The 23086-nt window shown below is 32.8% G+C and carries 21 protein-coding genes; 12 read left to right on the forward strand and 9 right to left on the reverse strand.

All coding sequences use genetic code 11. The features are described 5' to 3' along the window. Positions 1-122 precede the first annotated feature (122 nt). Positions 123-806 (forward strand): cell division ATP-binding protein FtsE, encoded by a 684-nt coding sequence (locus C8C88_RS02570; protein WP_121336641.1) that lies wholly within the window; start codon positions 123-125, stop codon positions 804-806. Further along, positions 806-1699 (forward strand): glycosyltransferase, encoded by an 894-nt coding sequence (locus tag C8C88_RS02575; RefSeq protein WP_121336642.1) that lies wholly within the window; start codon positions 806-808, stop codon positions 1697-1699. The genes C8C88_RS02570 and C8C88_RS02575 overlap by 1 nt, the downstream gene beginning before the upstream one ends. Position 1700: 1 nt before the next feature. On the opposite strand, the gene C8C88_RS02580 is transcribed toward C8C88_RS02575, so the two are convergent. From C8C88_RS02580 to C8C88_RS02590, 3 genes are read right to left on the reverse strand one after another with little or no spacing between them, the layout of a single operon-like run. Beyond that, positions 1701-2801 (reverse strand): glycosyltransferase family 4 protein, encoded by a 1101-nt coding sequence (locus tag C8C88_RS02580; RefSeq protein ID WP_121336643.1) that lies wholly within the window; start codon positions 2799-2801, stop codon positions 1701-1703. Further along, a complete protein-coding gene (locus C8C88_RS02585) occupies positions 2798-3205 on the reverse strand; it encodes an FdtA/QdtA family cupin domain-containing protein (RefSeq protein ID WP_121336644.1) in 408 nt (135 codons plus the stop codon). Before C8C88_RS02585 ends, C8C88_RS02580 begins: the two co-directional genes overlap by 4 nt. After that, positions 3206-4024: a glycosyltransferase family 2 protein gene (locus tag C8C88_RS02590; protein ID WP_121336645.1), complete on the reverse strand. Its 819-nt coding sequence runs from the start codon at positions 4022-4024 to the stop codon at positions 3206-3208. Positions 4025-4068: 44 nt separating this feature from the next. Here C8C88_RS02590 and C8C88_RS02595 point away from each other — a divergent pair, with 44 nt between their 5' ends. Then, positions 4069-5226 (forward strand): glycosyltransferase, encoded by a 1158-nt coding sequence (locus C8C88_RS02595; protein WP_121336646.1) that lies wholly within the window; start codon positions 4069-4071, stop codon positions 5224-5226. Here the strand turns inward: C8C88_RS02595 and C8C88_RS02600 are convergent. From C8C88_RS02600 to C8C88_RS02615, 4 genes are read right to left on the reverse strand one after another with little or no spacing between them, the layout of a single operon-like run. Continuing rightward, positions 5200-6474 (reverse strand): O-antigen translocase, encoded by a 1275-nt coding sequence (locus C8C88_RS02600; protein WP_121338529.1) that lies wholly within the window; start codon positions 6472-6474, stop codon positions 5200-5202. The two genes, C8C88_RS02595 and C8C88_RS02600, sit on opposite strands and share 27 nt — an antisense overlap. Position 6475: 1 nt before the next feature. Continuing rightward, complete coding sequence (locus C8C88_RS02605) at positions 6476-7555, reverse strand: DegT/DnrJ/EryC1/StrS aminotransferase family protein (protein WP_121336647.1); 1080 nt, start codon at positions 7553-7555, stop codon at positions 6476-6478. Continuing rightward, positions 7552-8529: a GNAT family N-acetyltransferase gene (locus C8C88_RS02610; protein WP_121338530.1), complete on the reverse strand. Its 978-nt coding sequence runs from the start codon at positions 8527-8529 to the stop codon at positions 7552-7554. The genes C8C88_RS02605 and C8C88_RS02610 overlap by 4 nt, the downstream gene beginning before the upstream one ends. Before the next feature lie 35 nt (positions 8530-8564). Continuing rightward, entirely contained in the window at positions 8565-9167 is a 603-nt protein-coding gene (locus C8C88_RS02615) for a trimeric intracellular cation channel family protein (protein ID WP_121336648.1), read from the reverse strand. A gap of 150 nt (positions 9168-9317) precedes the next feature. Between C8C88_RS02615 and C8C88_RS02620 the strand changes: the two genes are divergently transcribed. The 8 genes from C8C88_RS02620 to C8C88_RS02655 all read left to right on the forward strand — a co-directional run bounded on the left by C8C88_RS02620 (position 9318) and on the right by C8C88_RS02655 (position 19659). Further along, the gene (locus tag C8C88_RS02620) at positions 9318-10103 is read left to right on the forward strand and encodes an RNA methyltransferase (RefSeq protein WP_121336649.1); all 786 of its coding nucleotides are present in this window, start codon (positions 9318-9320) and stop codon (positions 10101-10103) included. 21 nt (positions 10104-10124) lie between these two features. Next, positions 10125-11672, forward strand: coding sequence for a serine hydrolase (locus C8C88_RS02625; protein WP_121336650.1), 1548 nt, complete (start codon positions 10125-10127; stop codon positions 11670-11672). A gap of 116 nt (positions 11673-11788) precedes the next feature. Beyond that, positions 11789-14008 (forward strand): bifunctional (p)ppGpp synthetase/guanosine-3',5'-bis(diphosphate) 3'-pyrophosphohydrolase, encoded by a 2220-nt coding sequence (locus tag C8C88_RS02630; protein ID WP_121336651.1) that lies wholly within the window; start codon positions 11789-11791, stop codon positions 14006-14008. Between the two features lie 84 nt (positions 14009-14092). Continuing rightward, the gene (locus tag C8C88_RS02635; RefSeq protein WP_121336652.1) at positions 14093-14566 is read left to right on the forward strand and encodes a Fur family transcriptional regulator; all 474 of its coding nucleotides are present in this window, start codon (positions 14093-14095) and stop codon (positions 14564-14566) included. Positions 14567-14635: 69 nt separating this feature from the next. Then, complete coding sequence (locus tag C8C88_RS02640; protein ID WP_121336653.1) at positions 14636-15907, forward strand: adenylosuccinate synthase; 1272 nt, start codon at positions 14636-14638, stop codon at positions 15905-15907. A 59-nt stretch (positions 15908-15966) separates the two neighbouring features. Then, positions 15967-16548, forward strand: a complete 582-nt coding sequence (gene nudK / locus C8C88_RS02645; protein WP_199711384.1) for a GDP-mannose pyrophosphatase NudK — start codon at positions 15967-15969, stop codon at positions 16546-16548. A gap of 342 nt (positions 16549-16890) precedes the next feature. Further along, entirely contained in the window at positions 16891-18834 is a 1944-nt protein-coding gene (locus C8C88_RS02650; protein ID WP_121336655.1) for a DUF2075 domain-containing protein, read from the forward strand. A gap of 423 nt (positions 18835-19257) precedes the next feature. Next, positions 19258-19659, forward strand: a complete 402-nt coding sequence (locus C8C88_RS02655) for a DUF1398 domain-containing protein (RefSeq protein ID WP_121336656.1) — start codon at positions 19258-19260, stop codon at positions 19657-19659. A 9-nt stretch (positions 19660-19668) separates the two neighbouring features. On the opposite strand, the gene C8C88_RS02660 is transcribed toward C8C88_RS02655, so the two are convergent. Both C8C88_RS02660 and C8C88_RS02665 read right to left on the reverse strand, forming a co-directional pair. Beyond that, positions 19669-20889, reverse strand: coding sequence for an MFS transporter (locus tag C8C88_RS02660; RefSeq protein WP_121336657.1), 1221 nt, complete (start codon positions 20887-20889; stop codon positions 19669-19671). Between the two features lie 54 nt (positions 20890-20943). Continuing rightward, the gene (locus C8C88_RS02665; protein ID WP_121336658.1) at positions 20944-21855 is read right to left on the reverse strand and encodes an AEC family transporter; all 912 of its coding nucleotides are present in this window, start codon (positions 21853-21855) and stop codon (positions 20944-20946) included. A 132-nt stretch (positions 21856-21987) separates the two neighbouring features. Here C8C88_RS02665 and meaB point away from each other — a divergent pair, with 132 nt between their 5' ends. Next, complete coding sequence (gene meaB, locus C8C88_RS02670; protein ID WP_233549304.1) at positions 21988-23082, forward strand: methylmalonyl Co-A mutase-associated GTPase MeaB; 1095 nt, start codon at positions 21988-21990, stop codon at positions 23080-23082. The last annotated feature ends 4 nt before the right edge of the window (positions 23083-23086 follow it).

A 23086-nucleotide genomic window follows, 5' to 3' on the forward strand; every position in this document is an offset into this window, starting at 1 on the left:
ACGAAATGCTTTCTGTATTTATTATGAACAAATGTTTTAACAAAAAAATTAAAATAATTGAAGTTTGATAATTGATAATTGATAATTGATAATTACTTTTACAACATAAACAAATACCTATTATGTCACAACCCATATTGTCTTTAAAAAACGTTGCTATTTATCAAGAAGGAAAAACCATTTTATCTAGTGTGAACTTAGACGTACATCGTGGTGAGTTTATTTACATCATTGGAAAAACAGGTTCTGGTAAAAGTAGTTTAATGAAAACTTTATATGCAGATTTACCATTAACTGAAGGCGAAGGACATGTAGTTGACTTTGATTTAGCCACTTTAAAAGAAGATGACATTCCGTTTTTAAGACGAAAAATCGGGATTGTTTTTCAAGATTTCAAATTACTTCCGGATCGTTCTATAAAAGATAATATGTTGTTTGTTTTGAAGGCTACAGGCTGGATTGACAACAATGAAATGGAACGAAAAATAGAAGAAGTTTTAGACAAAGTTGGTATGAAAGAATTTGCAAATAAAATGCCTCACCAACTCTCTGGCGGAGAACAACAACGTGTTGCTATTGCAAGAGCTTTATTAAATGATCCTGAACTTATTCTTGCTGATGAACCAACTGGAAATCTTGACCCACAAACCAGCACTGAAGTTCTTGATGTATTGCGAAAAATTAATGCCAATGGAAAAACAATTCTTATGGCTACGCATGACTACGCGCTATTGATGAAATTTCCTTCTAAAACATTGAAATGTGAGGATGAACGAATTTTTGAAGTAGTTCAGAAAACAGCCTAATGATTTCAATACTTGTTCCAATTTTCAATTACAATGCCTATCCGCTTGTATTTGAATTGCAGAAACAATGTACCAAATGCAATATAAATTTTGAGATTTTATGCCAGGATGACGCCTCAAAATCTCCTTTAAATAAATTTAATGAGGCTATAAATGCACTCCCAAATTGCAGTTTTGTTTCTTTAAATGAAAACCTAGCTCATCGAGAAAACAGAAACTCGCTTGCTGAAAAAGCCATATACGATTATTTGCTTTTTATAGATGGTGACTCTATTATAATTGACAACAATTATATCCAAAAATACATCAATACCATTCCTCATTTTGATGTTGTTTACGGCGGCAGAAGACATCCTGAAAAATATCCTTCTTCACAACAAAAACTAAGATGGAAATATGGTAAATTTATTGAAGATAAATCTGCTAAGCTTAGAAAAAAAGCCCCATTCAAATCGCTTCTTTTCAACAATACTCTGATTAGAAAAGTCTGTTTTGACAAAGTAAAATTTGATAAGACTACAAAAAAATATGGTCATGATGACACTCAACTTTCCTATGAATTAAGCCTATCGCCTATTAAGTTACTCCACATAAACAATCCTGTAGAACATGGAGATATTGATTCTAATTCAGCTTATTTGAACAAAACCAAAGAATCGCTTGAGAATTTAATGTCTTTGTATGAAGAACAAAAAATAAGCACGGAATTTATACGTTTAATTAGCTTATATCATTTTTTAATACAAACTAAATCAAGGCTAATTATTGCAAAATTATATGCTCTTTTTAAAGGACTTATTTATCGAAATCTAACCGGTAAAAATCCCAATTTATTAATTTTCAATATCTTTAGAATTGGATATTTGTGTTCATTAAAATCAAAAAAAGTATAATCTAATTGTTTTTTATTTCCCTAAAAAACTGATTCCAACTTTGCATAATTTCATCTAGATTATACTCTGATATGACAGATTTTGCAGTTTCTCCCATGCGAATTCGCAGTTCTTTATCTTCAATCAAAGTTTTGACAGCATTTATGTAATCCTTATCATTATTGTTCTGAATCAAAAATCCATTCTTTTCACTATCAATAATATTTCTTGGGCCACACGGACAATCATAAGCAACACAGGGCAAACCAGCTGCCATTGCTTCAATTAACACCATACCAAAACCTTCAAATCTAGATGTCATTAAATAAAAAGAAGCTTCTGAATATTTCTCATTAATATTCTGTACAGGCTCATGGAAAACAATATTTTCAGTCAGATTTAGATTTTCAGCTAATTCTTTCAACTCAAATTTTTCATCGGATTTGCCATAGATTTCTAATACCCAATCTGGATAATCCTCTACTACTTTTTTCCAAATTTTAAGCAAATTATCAAATCCCTTTTCATAAGCATGGCGTCCAACAGCTATGACTTTTTTGCTGGATTGATCACTTAATTTCTTTGGAAAATCATATAACGGATTTGTAATTACTACTCCATTAGTTATACGCCACTCTTTTAAACTTTCATCAGACAAGGCTACAAAATGAGTATATTTTTTGGCTCCAAATTCTTTTATAAATAGTTTGAACTTCATTTTTAATTTAGACCAAACATGCTCACTTTGCTTTTGCTCTGCTATAAATTTAGAACCATGACTTTCAAAAACAAGGGGTGTCTTTTTATCTAAAAAAAAAGGAACCAAATATGCTTTTAACCCATTATCAGCAACAATAATTACATCTGGATTTATTTGCTTACAATGCTTTTGAAGTTCATTTTTATAATTCAAAAGATAGTTCATTTTATTCCCATCCAAAATCATATCGTGCAATACAATTTTAGGATTGAAAAAATAAAACAAGGATGAGTTTCCTTTATTTTGGGTTAAAATATGAATCTCATAACCCCATTTTTCAATAAGATAATTAGTTTTAGTAGAAAGAACTCTCGCCACTCCGCCTGCATCATTTATACTGGGAACTATATAAAGTAATTTCACTTTTTCGATTTCAAAAATTCATCAAAATCCCTGATATAATCAGCTTCATCAAAAACATCTTGAGCCAAAACCAAACAAACAGAACCCGAAGAAAAATTTTGGAGTTCGCGCCAAATCCCTGTTGGAATATACAATCCGACATTTGGTTTATTCAAAAGAAATGATTTTTTTTCGAATCCATCGTGAAGCACAACTTCAAAACTCCCGCTTAACGCAATCAACGTTTCTTGCTGATTAATATGAGAATGCCCGCCTCTAAAGGAATTACTGGGCACATCAAAAAGATAATATACCCGTTTAAAATCAAATGGCAAAAACCCATTTTGGACAAACCCTAAATTACCTCTAAAGTCTTCCACAACAGGAATTTTTATCAATTGAATTTCACTAAGTGTTGTTTTCATTTAATAATTTAAAAAATCATTTTTACCTCTATTCGCATTTTTAATTGCACCAAAAACCTGACTCATTTTAATCTTATTCTGTTTAAGATCAAAAAACACTTTCAAAAATAATCCTAAATAATAATTGATGTTCTTAACTCTTTTAAAAAATGCTCCCTGAATATAATATCTTTCCTCAAAACTTATGGTATCGTCTGTTGAGACAGGAGGATGGACTACTACAACCTGTGGTTCAATAATTAATTGTTGGTTTTTACTTTTGACATCGGACAAGAAAATAGCTTCTTCACCCATTTTAAACCGACTTCCTAATCCAAAATTTTCATCAAACTGAAGCTCTAATTTTGCTAACATCTCGCTATTAAAAGTCATTTCAATTGACAAAATATTAAAAAGTTCTAGCTGACTTATCTTTTCTTTTGTCTTTGATAAACTGCTTTTAAATAATGTTCCGTCTGGTTTTTCGGCATAAAAACATATGCAAGTTGCGGAGGGAAATTTATTGTATGTATCAATTATAATAGAATCAAAATCATTTTTAAAAACAACATCATCATCTGCAATCAAAAGGACTTTTCCTTGAGCGTTTTTTAATCCTAAATTTCTACTTTTTGACAACCCTTTTTCAAATAAATTTATCACTCTAACAGACGGAAATTCTGAAATTAAAAGATTGTTTTCTTGAGTTTGATTAACAATTAGTATCGAAAAATTAGAAAAATCAGAAAAGGGAAACATTGGAATCAAAAAATCTAGAGAATTCCTGTTCATTGTAGCCAATACTATTTCCAGATCTTCTTTTTTGAATGCTGTATCCAATTTGTCATTATATTTACACAAATATAAAAAATTACGCTTTGTAAATGAAAATACTTTTGATAGGTGAATACAGTCGCTTACACAACTCCCTAAAAGAAGGATTAATAAGCAACGGACATGCTGTCACATTGGTCTCATCCGGTGATCATTTCAAAAAGTTTGATTCAGATTTCTCTTTTCAAGCTTCTACAATAAGTAAGTATTGGTTTCTCACAAAAGTCAAAAACGCAATTCATAAACTTTCAGGAATTGATATAGAAAAAGCAGAAAGAGGGTTTCGATTTTATCTTTTAGTACCCAAATTATATGCTTTTGACCATGTGCAACTCATTAATTCAGATGCCATTGAAACGTTCCCTTGGCTTACAAAAATACTTTTGAGAAGAGTTTTCAAAAAAATTAAAAGTCGCAGTTTGTTAATTTGTGGTGATGAAACTCCTGTGATTGATTTTTTACTAAAAAAAGAATTTGATTATTCTACTTTGACACCTTATTTTGAATCACATTCTTTGAAAAAACATTTTGAGTATTCTTTAAAATACAGCACCAAAAGCTACCGAAAAACATTCGATTGGTTAAGCAAAAACTGTCAAAATTTAATTGTTTCAGATTTAGATTATAAAATTCCGATGGAAAAAATGGGATATTCTGTTGCTTTTATTCCAAACCCAATAAACACTGAAAAATTAGAATTTCAAGTTCCAAAAATGGAAGATAAAATCATTATTTTCTTGGGAATAAACCGTTTGAGTTATATAAAAAAAGGAATTGTTTTTTTCGAAAAAGCTTTAGCAATAATTGAAAAAAAATACCCAAAAGTTGAGATTATCACAACCGAAAATAACCCTTATAAAACCTATATCAAACTAACCGAAAAAGCTACTATTATATTAGATCAAGTATATTCATTTGACCAAGGTTATAATGCTCTTGAGGCTATGGCCAAAGGAAAAGTTATTTTTACAGGTGCCGAAAAAGTATTTGAAAACCACTATAATCTTATCGAAAAAGTAGCGATTAATGCCGAGCCTAACGTAGGTTCATTAGTGGCAGAATTATCGTTTTTGATTGAAAATCCAAAAAAAATAATAGCGATTGGAAAACAAGCTAGAGCATTTATCGAAAAAGAGCACGATTACATCAAAATCAGTAATGCCTATTTAACGCTTTGGAATTCAAAACAAACTTCTTCTGAAATATAGGCTCAAAACCAATAAGTAAATCGAATATGTTAATGCGTGAGCCATTACAACTCCTTCTATTCCAAATGTTTTAACTAGAAAAATACTTGAAAAATAAGTTATTAAAAGCGAAAACAGTTCTGAGACAATGAAGGCAACGGTGAGTTTTTTGGCAAAAAACTGGTATCCCAAAATCCAAGCAGCCATCTTCAACATATCCCCAACTAATTGCCAAAAAAACAAGCTTGTTACCGGAAGAAATGCCTCTGTAAAAAGAAGTTTAACAATCCATAATCGGGTGAAATAAATAAGTAAAAGCCCAATAACAATGAAAGGAAAAATAGCTTTATAGTATTTCCAAAATACAATTTTAGTTTCTTGATTGTTCTTGGCAACAGCCAAATTTGGTAAAAAATAAAGCGTCAAAATGGACGATATAAAAAGCAAATAATACGATGAAATTCGGCTAATAGCTTCCCAATATCCTGCTTCCTGAATACCAACAATAGTAATAATGTTTTTTCGGATCGAAAGAAAAACAATCGAACCTATAATACCAGGAACTAATGCCATCAAAAAATAATGAGATAAATTACTTATTATTTTGAAGTCGAAAAAACGAAGTCGGACGGAATTAAAAATGGAAATTTCTTTAGAAACAAAGTAAAAAGAAACCAAAAACAATACAGAAGGTGTTATTATAATAGCCAACAAAGCGCCAATTGTTTGATATTGTGAAATAAACAAAACCGACACAATAAGTCCAATTAAATTCCCAATAATAGCAATATAAACTACGTTTTTGAACTTCCCCAAACCATTTATAACTGAAACTAAAATCAGTGACAAAGCATACCAAGGCAGTGCAAAAGCAAAAGCTTTGAACACAAAACTAAACTGGAATTGAGAACCAAAAATCAGTGTATTCCAATAATCTGCACCAAAAAAAAGCAATCCACTTAAGCAAACCGAAACGGATAAAACACTTATAAATACAGTTGAGACAAACTTGTTCAAGTCCGACTCTTCTTCTCTACTTTCGGATACATACTTTATAATCCCGTTTTGAAAACCTAAGGTAGAAATGGTTTCAAACGAACCAACAAAATTTCTGAAGTTTCCAACAAGTGCTAAGCCACTAGGGCCAACAAAAACGGCTATTACTTTGGAGGTAATTAATCCAATTCCTAGTTTCAAAACGATACTCAAACTATTCAGAGAAGTAATTTTAAATAAATTAGTCTGCGTTATTTTTTTTATAAAATCCAACTTAATATGCATTTAAAGTTGCTATTATAAAATCGACTTCATCCTTTGTCAAAACAGGATTTAAAGGCAAACTCAACACCTCATTATGAATTTTTTCGGTGATGGGAAAACTAAGTTTATTCCACTCAGATAATGCTTTTTGTTTGTGTGGAGGAACCGGATAATGAATGGCCGTTTGAATGCCTTTTTGATACAAATAGTTTTGCAAATCAGCTCTGTCCTGAGTCCGAATAACAAACAAATGAAAGACATGCTTAGTAGAAAAATCCCAATTTGGAAGTACTATTTTTTTGTTTATAATCTCATTCAAATACCGTTTAGCAATTACTCTTCGTTGCTCATTTTCAAAGTCTAAATTTGGCAATTTCACATTCAAAAAAGCCGCTTGCACCTCATCTAATCTTGAGTTTAGACCGATACATTCATTATAATATTTGGTGTCCGAACCGTAATTTCGCATCAACCGAATAGCATTTGCTAATTCAGAATCATTTGTAGTTACAGCGCCTCCATCACCTAAAGCTCCTAAATTTTTGCTTGGATAAAAACTATAAGCTACACTGGAATTATGATTCTTGATTGCACCGTGAGCTTGGGCAGCATCTTCCACAATTAGAAGATTATTTTGATTTGCTATGGCAATAATAGCATCCATTTCTGCTAATTGTCCATAGAGATGAACAACCAAAATTGCTTTGGTTTTTGATGTGATTTTGGCCTCAATCAAATCAGGATTAATTGTATAAGTTTCAAGCTTTGGCTCGACTAAAACCGGCACTAAATCTGCCTGTAAAATTGCTAAAATAGTAGCGATATATGTATTTGCAGGAACAATAACCTCATCCCCTTTTTTGAGTTTTCCAAGCTGAATATACCCTTTAAAAATGAGTGTTAAAGCGTCCAATCCATTGCCAACACCTACACAATATTCTGCTTCGCAATACTTAGCAAAGCTGGTTTCAAACGCTTTGACTTCATTCCCTAAAACATACCAACCGCTATTTAAAACCGCATCTAATTTTTCTTTAAAAGCACTTTCATAAGGTTCGTTTATTTTTTTTAAGTCTAAGAATTGTATCATATCAAAACCTTTTCTAATAGCATATAGTTAGCCGTTTCTACTTCATAAAAATCATGAATAACAGTACTTGCACCAAAACTTTCTTTCCAATAAGACAGACCTTCATTTAATTTTTTTCCATTTGATTCATTCGAAATTCCAAAATCAAAAAACCTTTTCTTCGCAAATACTTCTTGGATTAAAAAATGAAATAAAAAATCTAAACTTCCTAAAGTTTCCTCTTGTTCGTATTTCGAAATATACTGACAATGGGCTACATTTTCACTTTCAAAAACAGTAGTTCCTGCCACAATTTCCCCTTCATAATAGACATTAAATTGCCTGATGTTTTCTGGAAAAAACAGTTTCAACCTCACAATCTCAGCTAAAGAATGAACCGGCTTCGCATGGTGTTTATCTAATAAATTTGGAGTTAAAATTTCATTCCAAAACGAATCAAAATTAGTCTCCTCTTTGATTACTAAACCGTTTTGAATCCCTTTTTGAATCCCCCTTTTTCGGATTTTAGCAATTGGATTTTCTTGTAACAAATCAATAACCGATAAACTATCTCGTCGCACTAATTGGGCTTCGGTCAAAAACAATGCATATAAAATTTCTTCTGCGGGTTTTTTATGGTAAATAGAAGGAATCGTTTTTAGATATAATTTTTCTATTTTATGTTCTTTTAAAAACAACAAGAGCAGTTTGAAAACCGTAATAACAGTGGCTAATTTTGTTTGTTCGTTATAAACTAAACCGCCATACGTTAATCCCTGATGTGAATATAGAGTGGTCCCAACCTTATTAGCGGGTAAAACTGCAAGTAGTTTTTTGTCATCAAAAATCAATAATGAACAGTCTTGAAAACGATCTTTATGATATTCCATAAAATCTCGATGAAACAAGAAAGTAGCATTTTTGGCTTGACCGATAAAGGTATTCCAAATTTCATAATCATTTTCTTGGTATTGTTTTATCGAGAGATTTTTCACCATTGGGTTTTAGACTTCGTGAAATTAAGCATTTTTTATTTATGTTCTAAAGTGGGCAAATACCATTTGAATTTCACGGCCATCAGGCGAACCGAAATAATTACTAAAGAAGTCGTCAAGTATAAAACATCGCTCTCTAAATTCAATTTCCGAAGAACAAAAAAGACAATTCCACCCAAAATACAAATCGTAGCATAAATTTCTCTTCTAAAAATAATAGGGATTTCAGTACATAAAATATCTCGAATTACACCTCCAAAACAAGCTGTCATAGTGCCTAATGCAATACATATAATCGGATGAAGTCCAATATTTATTCCTTTTTCAAGTCCAATTAATGTAAAAACCCCTAATCCAATCGTATCAAATAAAAACAAGGATTTTCGTAAGTGATCGAATTTTTTTCTGAAAATAATCGCCAAAACATATCCAACAATAATTACATACACATAATTCAAATCAAGCATCCACCCAACCGGAGTACTACCAATCATAATATCTCGCAAGGTTCCTCCTCCAACAGCGGTTACAAAAGCAATGATGAAAACACCAAAAGGATCAAGTTTTTTATTCATTGCGGTTACTGCGCCTGACATGGCAAAAGCCAAAGTTCCAATAATGTCTAATAGATGAAACACGTATAATTTAAGATTTAGGATTTTTACAAATTTAAAGAAAATACTCCTGATTAACGGCAATTACAGCGTTTTCTAATACAGTAGTTATTCGGTTTTAGAATTTAAAAAAAGATAGTAACTTAGCACCTTAGTAACCAAGCGACTTTTCCATTGAAACAAATTACTTCGATACAAAATCCATTCATAAAATCTTTAGTGTTATTACAGGAAAAGGCAAAAGCTCGAAAACAATCAGGAACATTTTTGATTGAAGGCCAACGCGAAATTTCTATAGCTATAAAAGGAGGTTATGAAATTGAAACTTTGTTGTTTTTACCTGAAATTTGTTCAGAAACCGAAGCAAGAAAATTATCAAAATCAGCTGATTTGATTGAAATTAATAAAGAAATCTATCAAAAGTTAGCTTACCGAGATACTACCGAAGGAGTTTTGGCTGTAGCCAAAACAAAATCAACACAATTATCTGATTTAAAATTATCCGATAATCCTTTAATCCTTGTTGCAGAAGCTCCTGAAAAACCAGGAAATATAGGCGCTTTATTAAGAACTGCGGATGCCGCAAATTTAGATGCCGTTATTATTGCCAATCCAAAAAGTGATTTATACAACCCTAATATTGTTCGCTCAAGCGTAGGTTGTTTATTCACCAATCAAATCGCTACTGGAACTACTGCTGAAATTATTGCTTTTTTGAAAGAAAGAAAAATAAATTTCTATTGCGCCACTTTACAGAATTCAAATCCCTATCATGTTGAGGATTACACCAAACCAACTGCTTTAGTTGTAGGAACAGAAGCTACAGGATTAACGCAAGAGTGGCGAGATGCAGCTACACAAAACATAATTATTCCGATGCAAGGCGAAATAGATTCCATGAACGTTTCTGTTGCAGCTGCCATTTTAATTTTCGAAGCAAAAAGACAAAGAGGTTTTTAAATTTTATAAAAAAACAACAAAATGAAAAAATTTATACTTGCATTTTCCCTGTTAATTGTTGCCAATGCTTTTGCTCAAATCAGCACTCCACAAGTTGATGAATTAGTAGAACGAACCATAAAAACATTTGATGTACCAGGAATTGCAGTTGCCATCGTCAAAGACGGAAAAGTTATTCATTCCAAAGGATATGGTGTAAAATCAATTTTGACCAATGAAAAAGTCGATGCGAACACATTATTTGGAATTGCTTCGAACAGTAAGGCATTTACAAGTGCTGCCTTGGCAATATTAGTTGACGAAGGAAAAGTAAAATGGGACGATAAAGTAATTCAATACCTTCCTAATTTCAGAATGTACAACGAATATGTAACCAATGAATTTACAATTCGTGATTTATTAACACACCGCAGCGGATTAGGACTTGGTGCAGGCGATTTAATGATTTGGCCTGACGGAAGCGATTTTACAGCCCAAGATATTGTACAAAATTTACAGTATTTAAAACCCGTTTCTGCCTTCAGAACACAATTTGATTACGACAACTTACTTTATATTGTTGCCGGAGAAGTAATTCGGGTAGCCAGCGGAAAGTCTTGGTGTGATTTTGTAGAAGAACGCATTATGAAACCTTTGGAAATGGACAACAGTGTAGCGTCATTCCTTCGGTTAAAAGACACTACAAACACAATTGCACCGCATGTTCCCGTTGACAAAAAACTACATGTAATTAAACGATATCAAAACCACCTTTTTGACGGAGCAGCAGGAATTTATTCTAGCGTAAATGATTTGAGCAAATGGATCATCATGCAAATGAATAATGGAAAATATGGTCCTGAAAACAAAACCTTATTTTCAGAAAAAGAACACAATGAAATGTGGCAAATGCAAACCATAATTCCTGCAAAAACAAAAGCACCTTATTTTACCCATTTTAGCGGATACGGATTAGGTTGGTTTCTAAACGATGTCAAAGGATACAAACAAGTCTCTCACACTGGCGGATTAGAAGGTATAGTTACTCAAGTTACCTTATTACCTGAATTAAATTTAGGCATTATTGTATTGACAAATCAGCAATCTGGGGCTGCTTTTAATGCTATTACGAACACAATAAAAGACAGTTATTTAGGAATACAATCTGAAGATTATGTTACTCTGTATAGCAACCGTATGAAAGCTAATGAAGAAACTGATGATAAAGTAACAACCGAAGTCTGGAATACTGTAGCTAAAAACAAGAAAGAGAAAATTAAAATAGATTTTGACACTTTCGCAGGAACTTACAAAGACAATTGGTTTGGAGAAATTGTTCTTTCGGAGAAAAAAGGAAAATTATATTTCAACTCGAAACGTTCACCTCAACTCTCGGGAGAAGTTTTTTTCTACAAAGAAAATAATTTGGTGGTCAAATGGAACAACGCTTATTTCCACGCTGATGCACACTTATTGTTTGAATGTGATAAAAACGGGAAGTCGATTGGATTAAAAATGAAACCTATTTCAGAATCAACAGATTTCAGTTATGATTTTCAAGATTTAGATTTTAAAAGAATGAACAATTAATCGCCTTTGAAAAATATTTTTTGTTTTAAAAATTCCAAATCTCCCCTTGTAAACCAAAAAATTTGCTTGCACATCTCCTAACTTATTGTTATTTTTAGGAATTGAACCATGCCGTTATGATAGAAATAGATTTAGAAAAAGAAAACAAAGCAATTGCCCAAGAATATAAAGAATTACTTCGGATAAGTTACCAAACCTTAACTCCCGAAGATAAAAAACTGATTCGTAAAGCATTTGACGTAGCTGTTGATGCCCATAAGGAACAAAGACGAAAATCAGGAGAAGCTTATATTTTTCACCCTATAGCTGTAGCAAAAATAGTAGCTTCCGAAATTGGTTTGGGTGCTACTTCTATCGCAGCTGCATTATTGCATGATGTAGTCGAAGACACGCCAATAACAGTTGAAGATATTGAACGTTTATTCAATCCAAAAGTAGCACAGCTAGTGGAAGGATTGACCAAAATATCAATGGTTCAAAAGGATTTAAACGCCTCATTACAAGCTGAGAATTTCCGAAAAATGATTCTGACGCTTAATGATGACGTTCGTGTAATCCTGATAAAACTTGCAGACCGTTTGCACAATATGCAAACTATGGATTCTATGCAAGAAGACAAACAAACCAAAATTGCTTCAGAAACCTTATACATTTATGCCCCATTAGCACACCGATTGGGTTTATATAACATCAAAACAAAACTTGAAGATTTAGGACTTAAGTATACGGAACCTGTCATTTACAATGATATTTTAAGTAAAATTAAAGAAACTAAAGAAGAGCAAGACGCTTATATAAAAGACATTTCTGATGTCCTTAAAGCATCCTTAGATGAAGAAGGATTTGAATATATTATAAAAGGCCGACCAAAATCTATTTACTCTATTCGTAGAAAAATGAAAGCGCAAAACGTAAGTTTTGACGAGGTTTATGATAAATTTGCTTTACGCATTGTATACAAATCAAATGCACACGATGAAAAATTCCTAGCATGGAAAATTTATTCAATCGTAACGGACCACTACAGACCTAGCCCGAGCCGATTAAGAGATTGGATTTCATCTCCAAAATCTACAGGCTACGAAGCCTTACACATTACCGTTATGGGTCCGAAAGGACGATGGGTAGAAATTCAAGTTCGTAGTGAACGTATGGATGAAATTGCTGAAAAAGGATATGCTGCGCATTACAAATATAAAAATGGTGCTACTGAAGAAAGCGGATTAGACGTTTGGTTGAATTTACTTAAAGAGGCTTTAGAAAATTCCGAAACTAATGCCGTTGATTTTGTAGAAGATTTTAAAATGAATTTATATTCAAAAGAAATCTTCGTGTTTACACCAAAAGGAGAAATTAAATCTTTGCCTAAAGGTGCCACTTCATTAGATTTTGCTTTTAGCATTCACTCCGAAATAGGAATTCGTACCCGAGGAACACGCGTCAACGGAAGATTAGTTCCTTTGAATCATGAATTAAAAAGTGGGGACCAAATTGAAGTAATTACATCTCAGAATCAAAAACCAACAGTCAACTGGCTTGATTATGTAACGACTTCGAGAGCAAAAACAAAAATTAAAAATGTTCTGAACGAAAACACCAAAAAAATTGGTGAAGAAGGAAAAGAGCTGCTTACTAGAAAATTAAAACACTTAAAAATAAATCTTAACGAACAAGTAATAAATGAGTTAGTTAATTTCTTTAAATTAAAAACAAGTTTAGATTTGTTTTATAGAGTTGGAATTGGCGCTATTGAAAACCAACAACTCAAAGATTATGCAGCCCAAAAAAGCAATACGTTTATTAATTTCTTCAAAAATAAAATAAAACGAAATACTGGAACTGCTGATGAAGATATCCACAAACAAATTATCAGTAGCAATTATGATTTATTAGTTTTTGGAAAAGAACACGACAAATTGGATTACAAATTATCTCCTTGTTGCAACCCAATTCCTGGAGATGATGTTTTTGGTTTTGTAACCATCAATGAAGGTATCAAAGTACATAAAAAAGATTGCCCTAACGCCATTGGTATGCAATCTAACTATGCCTATAGAATCATGACGGCCAAATGGATAGACTCATCGCAAGAGGAATTCAAAGCTATAATTAACATCACCGGAATGGATGTTCTAGGACTTACGAATCAATTAACTAAAGTGATTTCGAACAATATGAATGTGAATATTCAGAGTATTTCGTTGAGTACTGATGCAGGAATTTTTCACGGGCAAGTTGTGGTGGTGGTGCAAAATAATACAATTCTTAAAAAAATGATTAGTAACATCAAAAAGATTGATGGAATCGATAAAGTTACAAGAGTTTACAAAACATAGAAAGAATGTGTTTTTTAACACTTATGCTCAAACTTTAAACCCTGAACTTTAAACTTTAAACAAAAAAAATTATCTTTGCCAGATATGACACTCATTTCCACAGATAACAACCAAAACCAAGAAACTGTAAAAAATGTTTTTACAATGTATCTTGAAAAAAAAGGGCATCGCAAAACTCCGGAACGCTATGCAATACTTCAGGAAATTTACGATAGTGAAGAGCATTTTGATATAGAAAACCTTTATATCAAAATGAAAAACAAAAACTACCGTGTGAGTAGAGCAACTTTGTACAATACAATCGAATTACTTTTGGATTGTGCCTTAGTTCGCAAACATCAATTTGGACAAAATCAGGCACATTATGAAAAATCCTATTTTGACAAACAGCACGATCATATTATTATGACCGATACTGGCGAAGTAATTGAGTTTTGTGATCCAAGAATTCAAAGTATCAAAAAAACTATTGAAGAGATATTTGACATTGAAATCACAAATCACTCTTTATATTTATATGGAAACAAAAGAGCACCAAAACCGGACACAGCAGTTTAAAAACAAAATAATTCGGTAGCATTAAAGTTACCTCATCAATACAATAATTAACTACAAATAACACACAGAATGACCATAGATTTATTATTAGGATTACAATGGGGAGATGAAGGAAAAGGAAAAATCGTTGATGTATTAACCTCTAAATACGACATTATTGCTCGTTTTCAAGGTGGACCAAATGCAGGACACACTTTAGAATTTGACGGAATAAAACATGTATTAAGAACAATTCCTTCTGGGATTTTTCATAAAACAGCTGTTAACATCATTGGAAACGGAGTTGTAATTGATCCTGTTGTTTTTCAAAAAGAAATCGAAGGTCTAGAAAAATTTAATATTGATATCAAAAGCAAATTAATTATTTCTAGAAAAGCACATTTAATTTTACCAACACACCGTTTGCTTGACGCAGCTTCTGAAGCATCAAAAGGAAAAGCAAAAATTGGTTCTACTCTAAAAGGTATTGGTCCAACTTATATGGACAAAACAGGAAGAAATGGTCTTCGTGTAGGTGATATTGAATTAGAAGATTTTGCAGATCGTTACAGAGCTTTGGCGGACAAACACGAAGCAATGATTGCTTTCTATAACGTAGCTATTGAATACAATCTTGAAGAATTAGAAAAAGAATTTTTTGAAGCTATCGAAGAATTGAAAAAATTAGATTTCATTGATAGTGAAGAATACATGTACCAAGCACAAAAAGCAGGAAAATCAATCTTATGTGAAGGTGCGCAAGGTTCCTTATTAGATGTTGATTTTGGAACATATCCTTTTGTAACTTCATCTAATACAACAGCAGCTGGAGCTTGTACAGGTTTAGGAATTGCTCCTAACAAAATCAAAGAAGTATACGGAATCTTCAAAGCATATGTTACTCGTGTAGGTAGCGGACCATTCCCAACAGAACTTTTTGACGAAGATGGTGCAACAATGGCACGTGTTGGAAATGAATTTGGATCCGTAACTGGAAGACAAAGACGTTGTGGTTGGTTAGACTTAGTTGCTTTGAAATATGCTGTTCAAGTAAATGGAGTTACGCAATTAATGATGATGAAAGGAGATGTTCTTTCAGGATTTGAAACATTAAAAGTATGTACAGAATACAATTATAAAGGAGAAAAAATTTCTCACTTCCCATACAACATCGAACCAGAAAATGTAACGCCTATTTATCAGGATTTCAAAGGATGGAAACAAGATTTAACTGGAATGACCACTTATGATGAACTTCCAATTGAATTGAAAGAATATATTGAATTCATAGAAAAAGAAGTCGAAGTGCCTATCAAAATTGTTTCTGTAGGTCCAGACAGAAAGCAAACAATTCTGAAATAAAACCAATTGACGCCCTGAAATTCAGGGCGTTTTTTATAATACCTAATCCTACCCAAATCATGAATAACCCAACTATCAAAATACAAAAAACTGAATTGCTTTCTGACAATTGGTACATCTTAAATAAGGTAACTTTTGATTACCAAAACAAAGACAATACATGGGGAACACAAAAACGTGAAGTTTATGATCGCGGAAATGGAGCTGTAATATTACTATATAATACCAAGAAAAAAACCGTCATTTTAACCAAACAATTTAGACTACCCACCTATCTTAACGGAAATGAAACTGGACTGATGATTGAAGCCTGCGCAGGTCTACTCGACGAAGATCATCCTGAACAATGCATCATTCGCGAAACAGAAGAAGAAACAGGTTACCGCCTAACACAAGTACAAAAAGTATTTGAATCCTATATGTCACCTGGCGCCGTAACCGAAATTTTATATTTCTTTACGGGAGAATATGATGAATCTATGAAAGTTAGCGAAGGCGGAGGACTTGAGCATGAACAAGAAAACATTGAAGTGCTAGAATTCAATTTTGAAGAAGCCTACGCAATGATAGCCAGTGGCGAAATAAAAGATGCCAAAACCATCATGCTATTACAATATGTCAAAATAAACAACTTGGTTTAATCCTCAAACCCTATCCGAATAATTTGGGCGTGACCTTGCTTTCACTTTCGTTGCAGCATGGTCGGGCTATCCGTTATAATCTCCCGAAAAAAACGGGAGGATTTCCACTTCTATCCCTCACGCAAACCAGTAATAAAAAACAGTTTTTTTTATCTTAAAAAAGTAAGAAAAATTTTAAATAAAAAATATTAACCATCATTATTTGTAAACAAATATTTATATATTTGAGTGTAAATATTATGTAGCGTTTATAAGATAAATCTATCCAAAAAGAGATGGCTTTGTGTGATTTTGTTACACATATATACAAGTTACCAGCAACCCTAAAAATACGACAACATAATGCCAGGAAAATATCAAAATAAAATTTCAGAATTTCTAAAAGCACACAATGAAACTGTAGTTGGTCATTTAGCTATTGGGGTTACAAATCACCAGCTTTTAATGCAGCAAAGAACATCCTGGAATCATCAAGTTACATTTTTAAAAGAAGCGTTTCAGCATCTGCCACAAGAATGGCAATTGATACTTGAATATCCAATTCCCAGACGTTCAAAACGCATTGACGTTATAGTTTTGGCTAACGACTTAATTTTCGTAATTGAATTTAAAGACAAAGAAACAAAATACACGCCTGACGCTATTAGCCAAGTAGAAGACTATTCATTAGACCTTAGAGATTTCCATAAAGAATCAGCCTCATTTACTTTAATACCAATTGTTTGGGCATCTGAAGCAAAGGAAAAATCAAATCGACTTTTCGACAACGGAGACTTTGTTAAACCAACATTGTTTTCAAATAGACAGAATTTACATTCAACAATCAAATCCGCATTTGAATTCTTTACAAATACAACGAATACGAAAATAGATCCAAGTGGTTGGAACAATAGTGAATACCTTCCTACTCCTACAATCATAGAAGCAGCTCAACATCTTTTTTCTGGGCAAAATGTAAGAGAGATTTCTCGGTCACACGCTGGTTCAGAAAATTTAACTGACACCACAAATGCTATATTAAAAGCAATTAAAGAAGCTCAACAGAATGATGAGAAAATAATATGTTTTATAACTGGTGTTCCTGGTGCAGGAAAAACTTTGGCAGGTTTAAATATAGTTCACAACGTTGAAAATCATTCCGGAAAAGGAGTTTTTCTATCTGGAAACGGTCCCTTAGTGAAAGTGTTAACGGAAGCATTGGCCAGAGATAATTCAAAAAGAAATCAAATATCATTGGTCCAATCAAGGAGAGAAATAGCTTTCGTTCAAAACGTTCATCAGTTTCTTGACTTCTACCACAATAACGACCAGACTCCACAAGACAAAATCATTTTATTTGACGAAGCTCAAAGAGCTTGGAATGCTGAACATTCAAAACGAAAATTTGACAGAGACTTTTCAGAAGCAGAAATGTTGTTCAACATAATGAATAGAAATGAAGGTTGGGCTGTAATTGTTGCATTAATTGGAAGTGGGCAGGAGATAAATACCGGAGAAGCTGGACTTGCAGAATGGGGAAAAACCATAAGTGAAAAGTTTTCAAATTGGAGAATTTACATTTCACCAGAACTTAAAGATGGAAATTCAAATATTGCGAACTATAAGCTTTTTGAAACTGCACCGACTAACCTTTCAATTACAGAGCTGCCAGAACTACATTTAAAAGTTTCTATAAGATCTTACAAAGCAGAAAAGCTTTCCGAATGGGTTGTAGCACTTTTAGAAGATGAACCATTAACAGCTAAGGAACTTTTACAAAATCATCTAAAAGATTATCCTATTTTCATAACCCGTAATATTGAGACTGCAAGAAATTTTTTAAGAAATAAAAATCGAGGACACAGACGCACTGGAATGGTAGCAAGTTCTGGCGCCAGACGGTTAAAGCCTTTTGGGCTAGACGTAACAGCAGAAATTGATGTTGTTAACTGGTTTCTAAATCCTAAAGAAGATGTTCGTTCATCTTGCTTTTTAGAATTACCTGCAACTGAATTTGCAGTTCAAGGTTTGGAACTTGACTGGGTTGGTTTGTGCTGGGGTGACGACTTTAGGAAAGAAGATTCTGGTTGGTCTTTTCACGCATTTAAGGGGACTAAATGGCAACTTGAAAGAAAAGATGAAAGAAAGCAGTTTATAAAAAACAAGTATCGTGTTTTATTAACTCGTGGACGTGAAGGTTTAATAATATTTATTCCAGAAGGTTCTGAGACTGATCATACGAGACCAAATAAAAATTACGACACAACATATGATTATTTAAAACGGACAGGAATAAAAGAACTTTAAAAGAATGGCAGAAAAAAGGGCAGCTTGTAACAGCACCTACCCAAAAGGCGGTGTTTTGTGCTCTAAAGGCAGATTTTTGGTGAACGAAACTTTCGTACTTTTAATCAACATTTGTGGTGAATCGCCCGCCCTTCGCCAAGCGGCAAGACGTTAAAAAAATTACTACAAGGTCGAGCGTGTTGCAAATGTTTCCTGAAAGTTGAGTAGCCTAAATTGTTCAAGAAAACAAACTTAAGTTTCACTACAGTCAATTGGATAGACGTATTTACAAGATAGATTTAAATTAATAATGTTTGTGGGTACGAGCTTGAAGCTTGCACTAGCAGTGAAATACAATTTTAAAATTAACAATCATTTAAAAAGGTTTAAACATTATGGTTGCTTGCAATTCAACTAATCGTTTAACAATTAAAAACAAAAAAAATGTTTACAGTAAACCAAATCAAAGAGGCTCACAGCAAAGTAAAATCAGGTGCAGACTTTCCTGCATACATTCAGGATATTAAAAAATTGGGTGTTGCCTTTTATGAAGCTTTTGTAACTGATGGCCATACCGACTATTACGGTGTGAATGATTATAAGACTTCGTCAATTTCTATGTACAGCACGTTAACGATTGCCCAAGTTGCAAACATTGAACAGTTTAAAGCAGACATCAAGGCTCATCAACAGGGCAAAACAGATTATGCAACTTTCTGTAACGACTGTGCAAAATCAGGTATTGAAAAATGGGCGGTTTGTATGGACAAAATGACCTGCACTTATTATGACAAAGCTGGCAACGAAATTTTGGTAGAACAGATACCGCTGAAAAACAAACAATAATTCTTTGATTTAGTTAATCGCTTTTTTCTTTTTTAGATTTGGTAAAAAGAAAGCAATGATACCTATCAAAGGTAAATAAGCACACAGATGATACACATAATCAATACTTGTGTGATCCGCTAAGTTTCCTAATAAAGCAGATCCTAAACCTCCCATACCAAAAGCAAATCCATAGAAAAGACCGGAGACCATTCCTAGTTTTTTAGGCAATAATTCCTGTGAAAAAACTAAAATTGCAGGGAAAGCCGAAGATATAATTGTTCCAATGATAACGGATAAAATACCCGTCCAAAACAAATCAACATAAGGCAATAATAATGTGAAAGGAGCGGCTCCTAAAACCGAAAACCAAATCACATATTTTCTTCCAAATTTATCTCCCAATGGACCTCCAATTAAGGTTCCTACTGCACAAGATGCCAAAAATAAAACCAAATGAAACTGTGCATCTTGAACAGATAAATGAAATTTATCCATTAAATAAAAAGTAAAATAACTTGACATACTTGCCATATAAAAGAATTTTGAGAAAATCAAAATCATCAATATAACTACCGAAGCTATAATTTTAGTTTGTGACAAATTCGGCAAATCTATAACCGCTTTCTTACTCGCTTTTAAACTTAAATGACTTTGGTACCAAAAAGCAATTCGGCTTAAAACCATCAATGCAATTAATGCAACGATAACAAACCAAATAATATAATATTGTGTATTTGGAACTACAATTAAAGCCACTAACAAGGGGCCAATTGCTGTTCCTGCATTTCCTCCTAATTGAAAAATTGATTGTGCTAAACCTCGTTTTCCTCCAGAAGCCAAAAACGAAATTCGCGATGCTTCAGGATGAAAAATAGAAGAACCAATCCCAACCAAAACAACTGCTACTATTATCATTGAAAAAGTAGCTGCATAGGATAACAGCACGATTCCAGACATTGTAAAAAGCATTCCAAAAATCTGAGAAAAAGGTTTTGGTTTTTTATCTGTATACAAACCAACTAATGGCTGCAAGATTGAAGCCGCTAATTGATAGGCAAGAGTTATCAAACCAATTTGTGTAAAGGATAAATTAAAATTTTCTTTTAAAATAGGATACGCAGCTGGAATAACAGCTTGCAATAAATCATTCAACAAATGGGCAAAAGCAATAGAAAACAATATAGGATAAACTGTTTTTTGAACTAAAGAATTTGAATCAATACTAGATGCGACAGAAGAAGAATTCATATTTTCAAGATAAGCAATAATTAATACGACTATTTTTTAGTCGAAAAAGAAATTTTAAATAAACTGAACAACATAATACCAAAACAGCAAACTGATAAATGAAATCGGAATCCCAAAACCGATCATCATGCTACTCAATCTTGGTTTCAAACCATGGGAACTAGCCAAAATACTTGCTGTTATCATTGGAGCCATTGCAGCTTCCAATATTGCTATTTGAATTGTTTTTGAATTTTGATTCAAAACTACAACATACAACAGATAAATAAGTGCTGGTGTTAGTATTAATTTATACAAAAGTCCTAAACCTAAAAATTTCCAATGCTGGCTTTTCCTGTCAAACCGCAATTGCAAACCAACAGAAAGCATCGCTAATGGAGTCATTGCCAATCCTACTTTTTGAAAAGCAAGTTGGATGTATTTATGGAAATCAAGATTGAAAACATTCATGATACATGCTAACATAAAAGTAATAAAGGGCGGGAAAAAAAATATTTTTTTAGCAATATCAAGACCACTCGGACTCCCTGTTGAATAAATTGTTGCTACTAGTATTCCTAGTGTGGAAAGAACTACAAACGTTCCTGGTTGATCTACTAAAATAGCTGTTTTCAATCCCTCCTGCCCATACAAAGATTGAATAATTGGAAACCCTAAAAAAGACGTATTCCCTAAACCAGCCGTAATTATTAAACATCCTTTTAGTTTTTTGGACCAACCAAATCGGTTTCCTATGAAATTAAAAAACAAATACGAAACCACAAAACCAATCCAAGTAACAGCTATAGGAAATAAGAGTTTGTTATTCCATTCAATTTTAGGAATATAATATAACGCTAAAGCAGGAAGACAAATGTAGATTACTATCTTATTTAATACTTTATAAATAGACAAAGGAAATCCTTTTACTTGTTGCAAAATAATTCCTAGAAATAAGAATATGAAGATTAAAATAAGATTACTCATAATTAATAATTGAATGCAAAAATACCATTTAAATTAATTTTTCAATAGGTAACACGTAAAACAGTTTCAAAAGACAATCGTTTTTTGAAACTGTTTTAGTTTTCACTACTTTTACTTTTCAAACAAACAGTTTTGTCAAATAAAAAGAATTCCTCTAGCGCTTTAAATGAAAAACCCGGCATTTCACAACCGGAAAGTATCAGTATGGCATCTATTGAACACATCAAACAATTTAGAAAAATCCAGCCAAGTTCAGCAGAATTGATAGAGGGAATTTTAGCCGGAAACATAACTGCCTTGAGCCGTTCTATAACGTTAATAGAAAGCACCAATAGCAACCATTTGGCTAAAGCCAACGAAGTAATAAATGGCTGCTTACCTTATGCTAATAAATCCATCCGAATAGGAATTACAGGTGTTCCAGGTGTTGGAAAAAGCACTTTTATTGAAGCTTTTGGTAAATATTTAACTGGTATCGGAAAAAAAGTAGCGGTTTTAGCGGTTGATCCAAGTAGCACAATTTCTCATGGAAGTATACTGGGAGACAAAACTAGAATGGAAGAATTGGTTAAGGACAAAAATGCTTTCATCAGACCTTCTCCATCAGGAGAAACACTGGGAGGAGTCGCTAGAAAAACACGTGAAACCATAACGCTTTGTGAAGCTTGTGGATTTGACATTATAATTATAGAAACAGTTGGTGTTGGCCAAAGCGAAACTGCCGTTCATAGTATGGTAGATTTCTTTTTGCTACTAAAAATTGCTGGAGCTGGTGATGAATTGCAAGGAATCAAACGTGGCATTATGGAAATGGCTGATGCAATAGTAATCAACAAAGCTGATGGAGACAATATTAACAAAGCAAATTTGGCTAAACTTGAATTTAATCGAGCGCTTCATCTTTTTCCTGCCAAAAAATCTGGTTGGATGCCTACAACAGCCACCTGCAGCGCAATTGCTCATGAAGGAATCGCTACTGTTTGGCAAACAATTGAAAAATTTATTGATTTGACCCAATCCAATCACTATTTTTTTGAAAAAAGAAAAGAGCAAAATCAATATTGGATGTTGGAAACCATAAACGAACAATTAAAATCAGATTTTTACAACCAACTTGAAATTCAAAAATTAGTAGAAGAAAATAAAAAAGCAGTCCAAAAAGATGAAATTTCTCCTTTTGCGGCTGCTCAAAAAATATTGAATTTTTATCGAGAAAATAAAAAGTAAACTT

The sequence above is a fragment of the Flavobacterium sp. 123 genome, from assembly GCF_003634825.1.
Lineage (GTDB): Bacteria > Bacteroidota > Bacteroidia > Flavobacteriales > Flavobacteriaceae > Flavobacterium.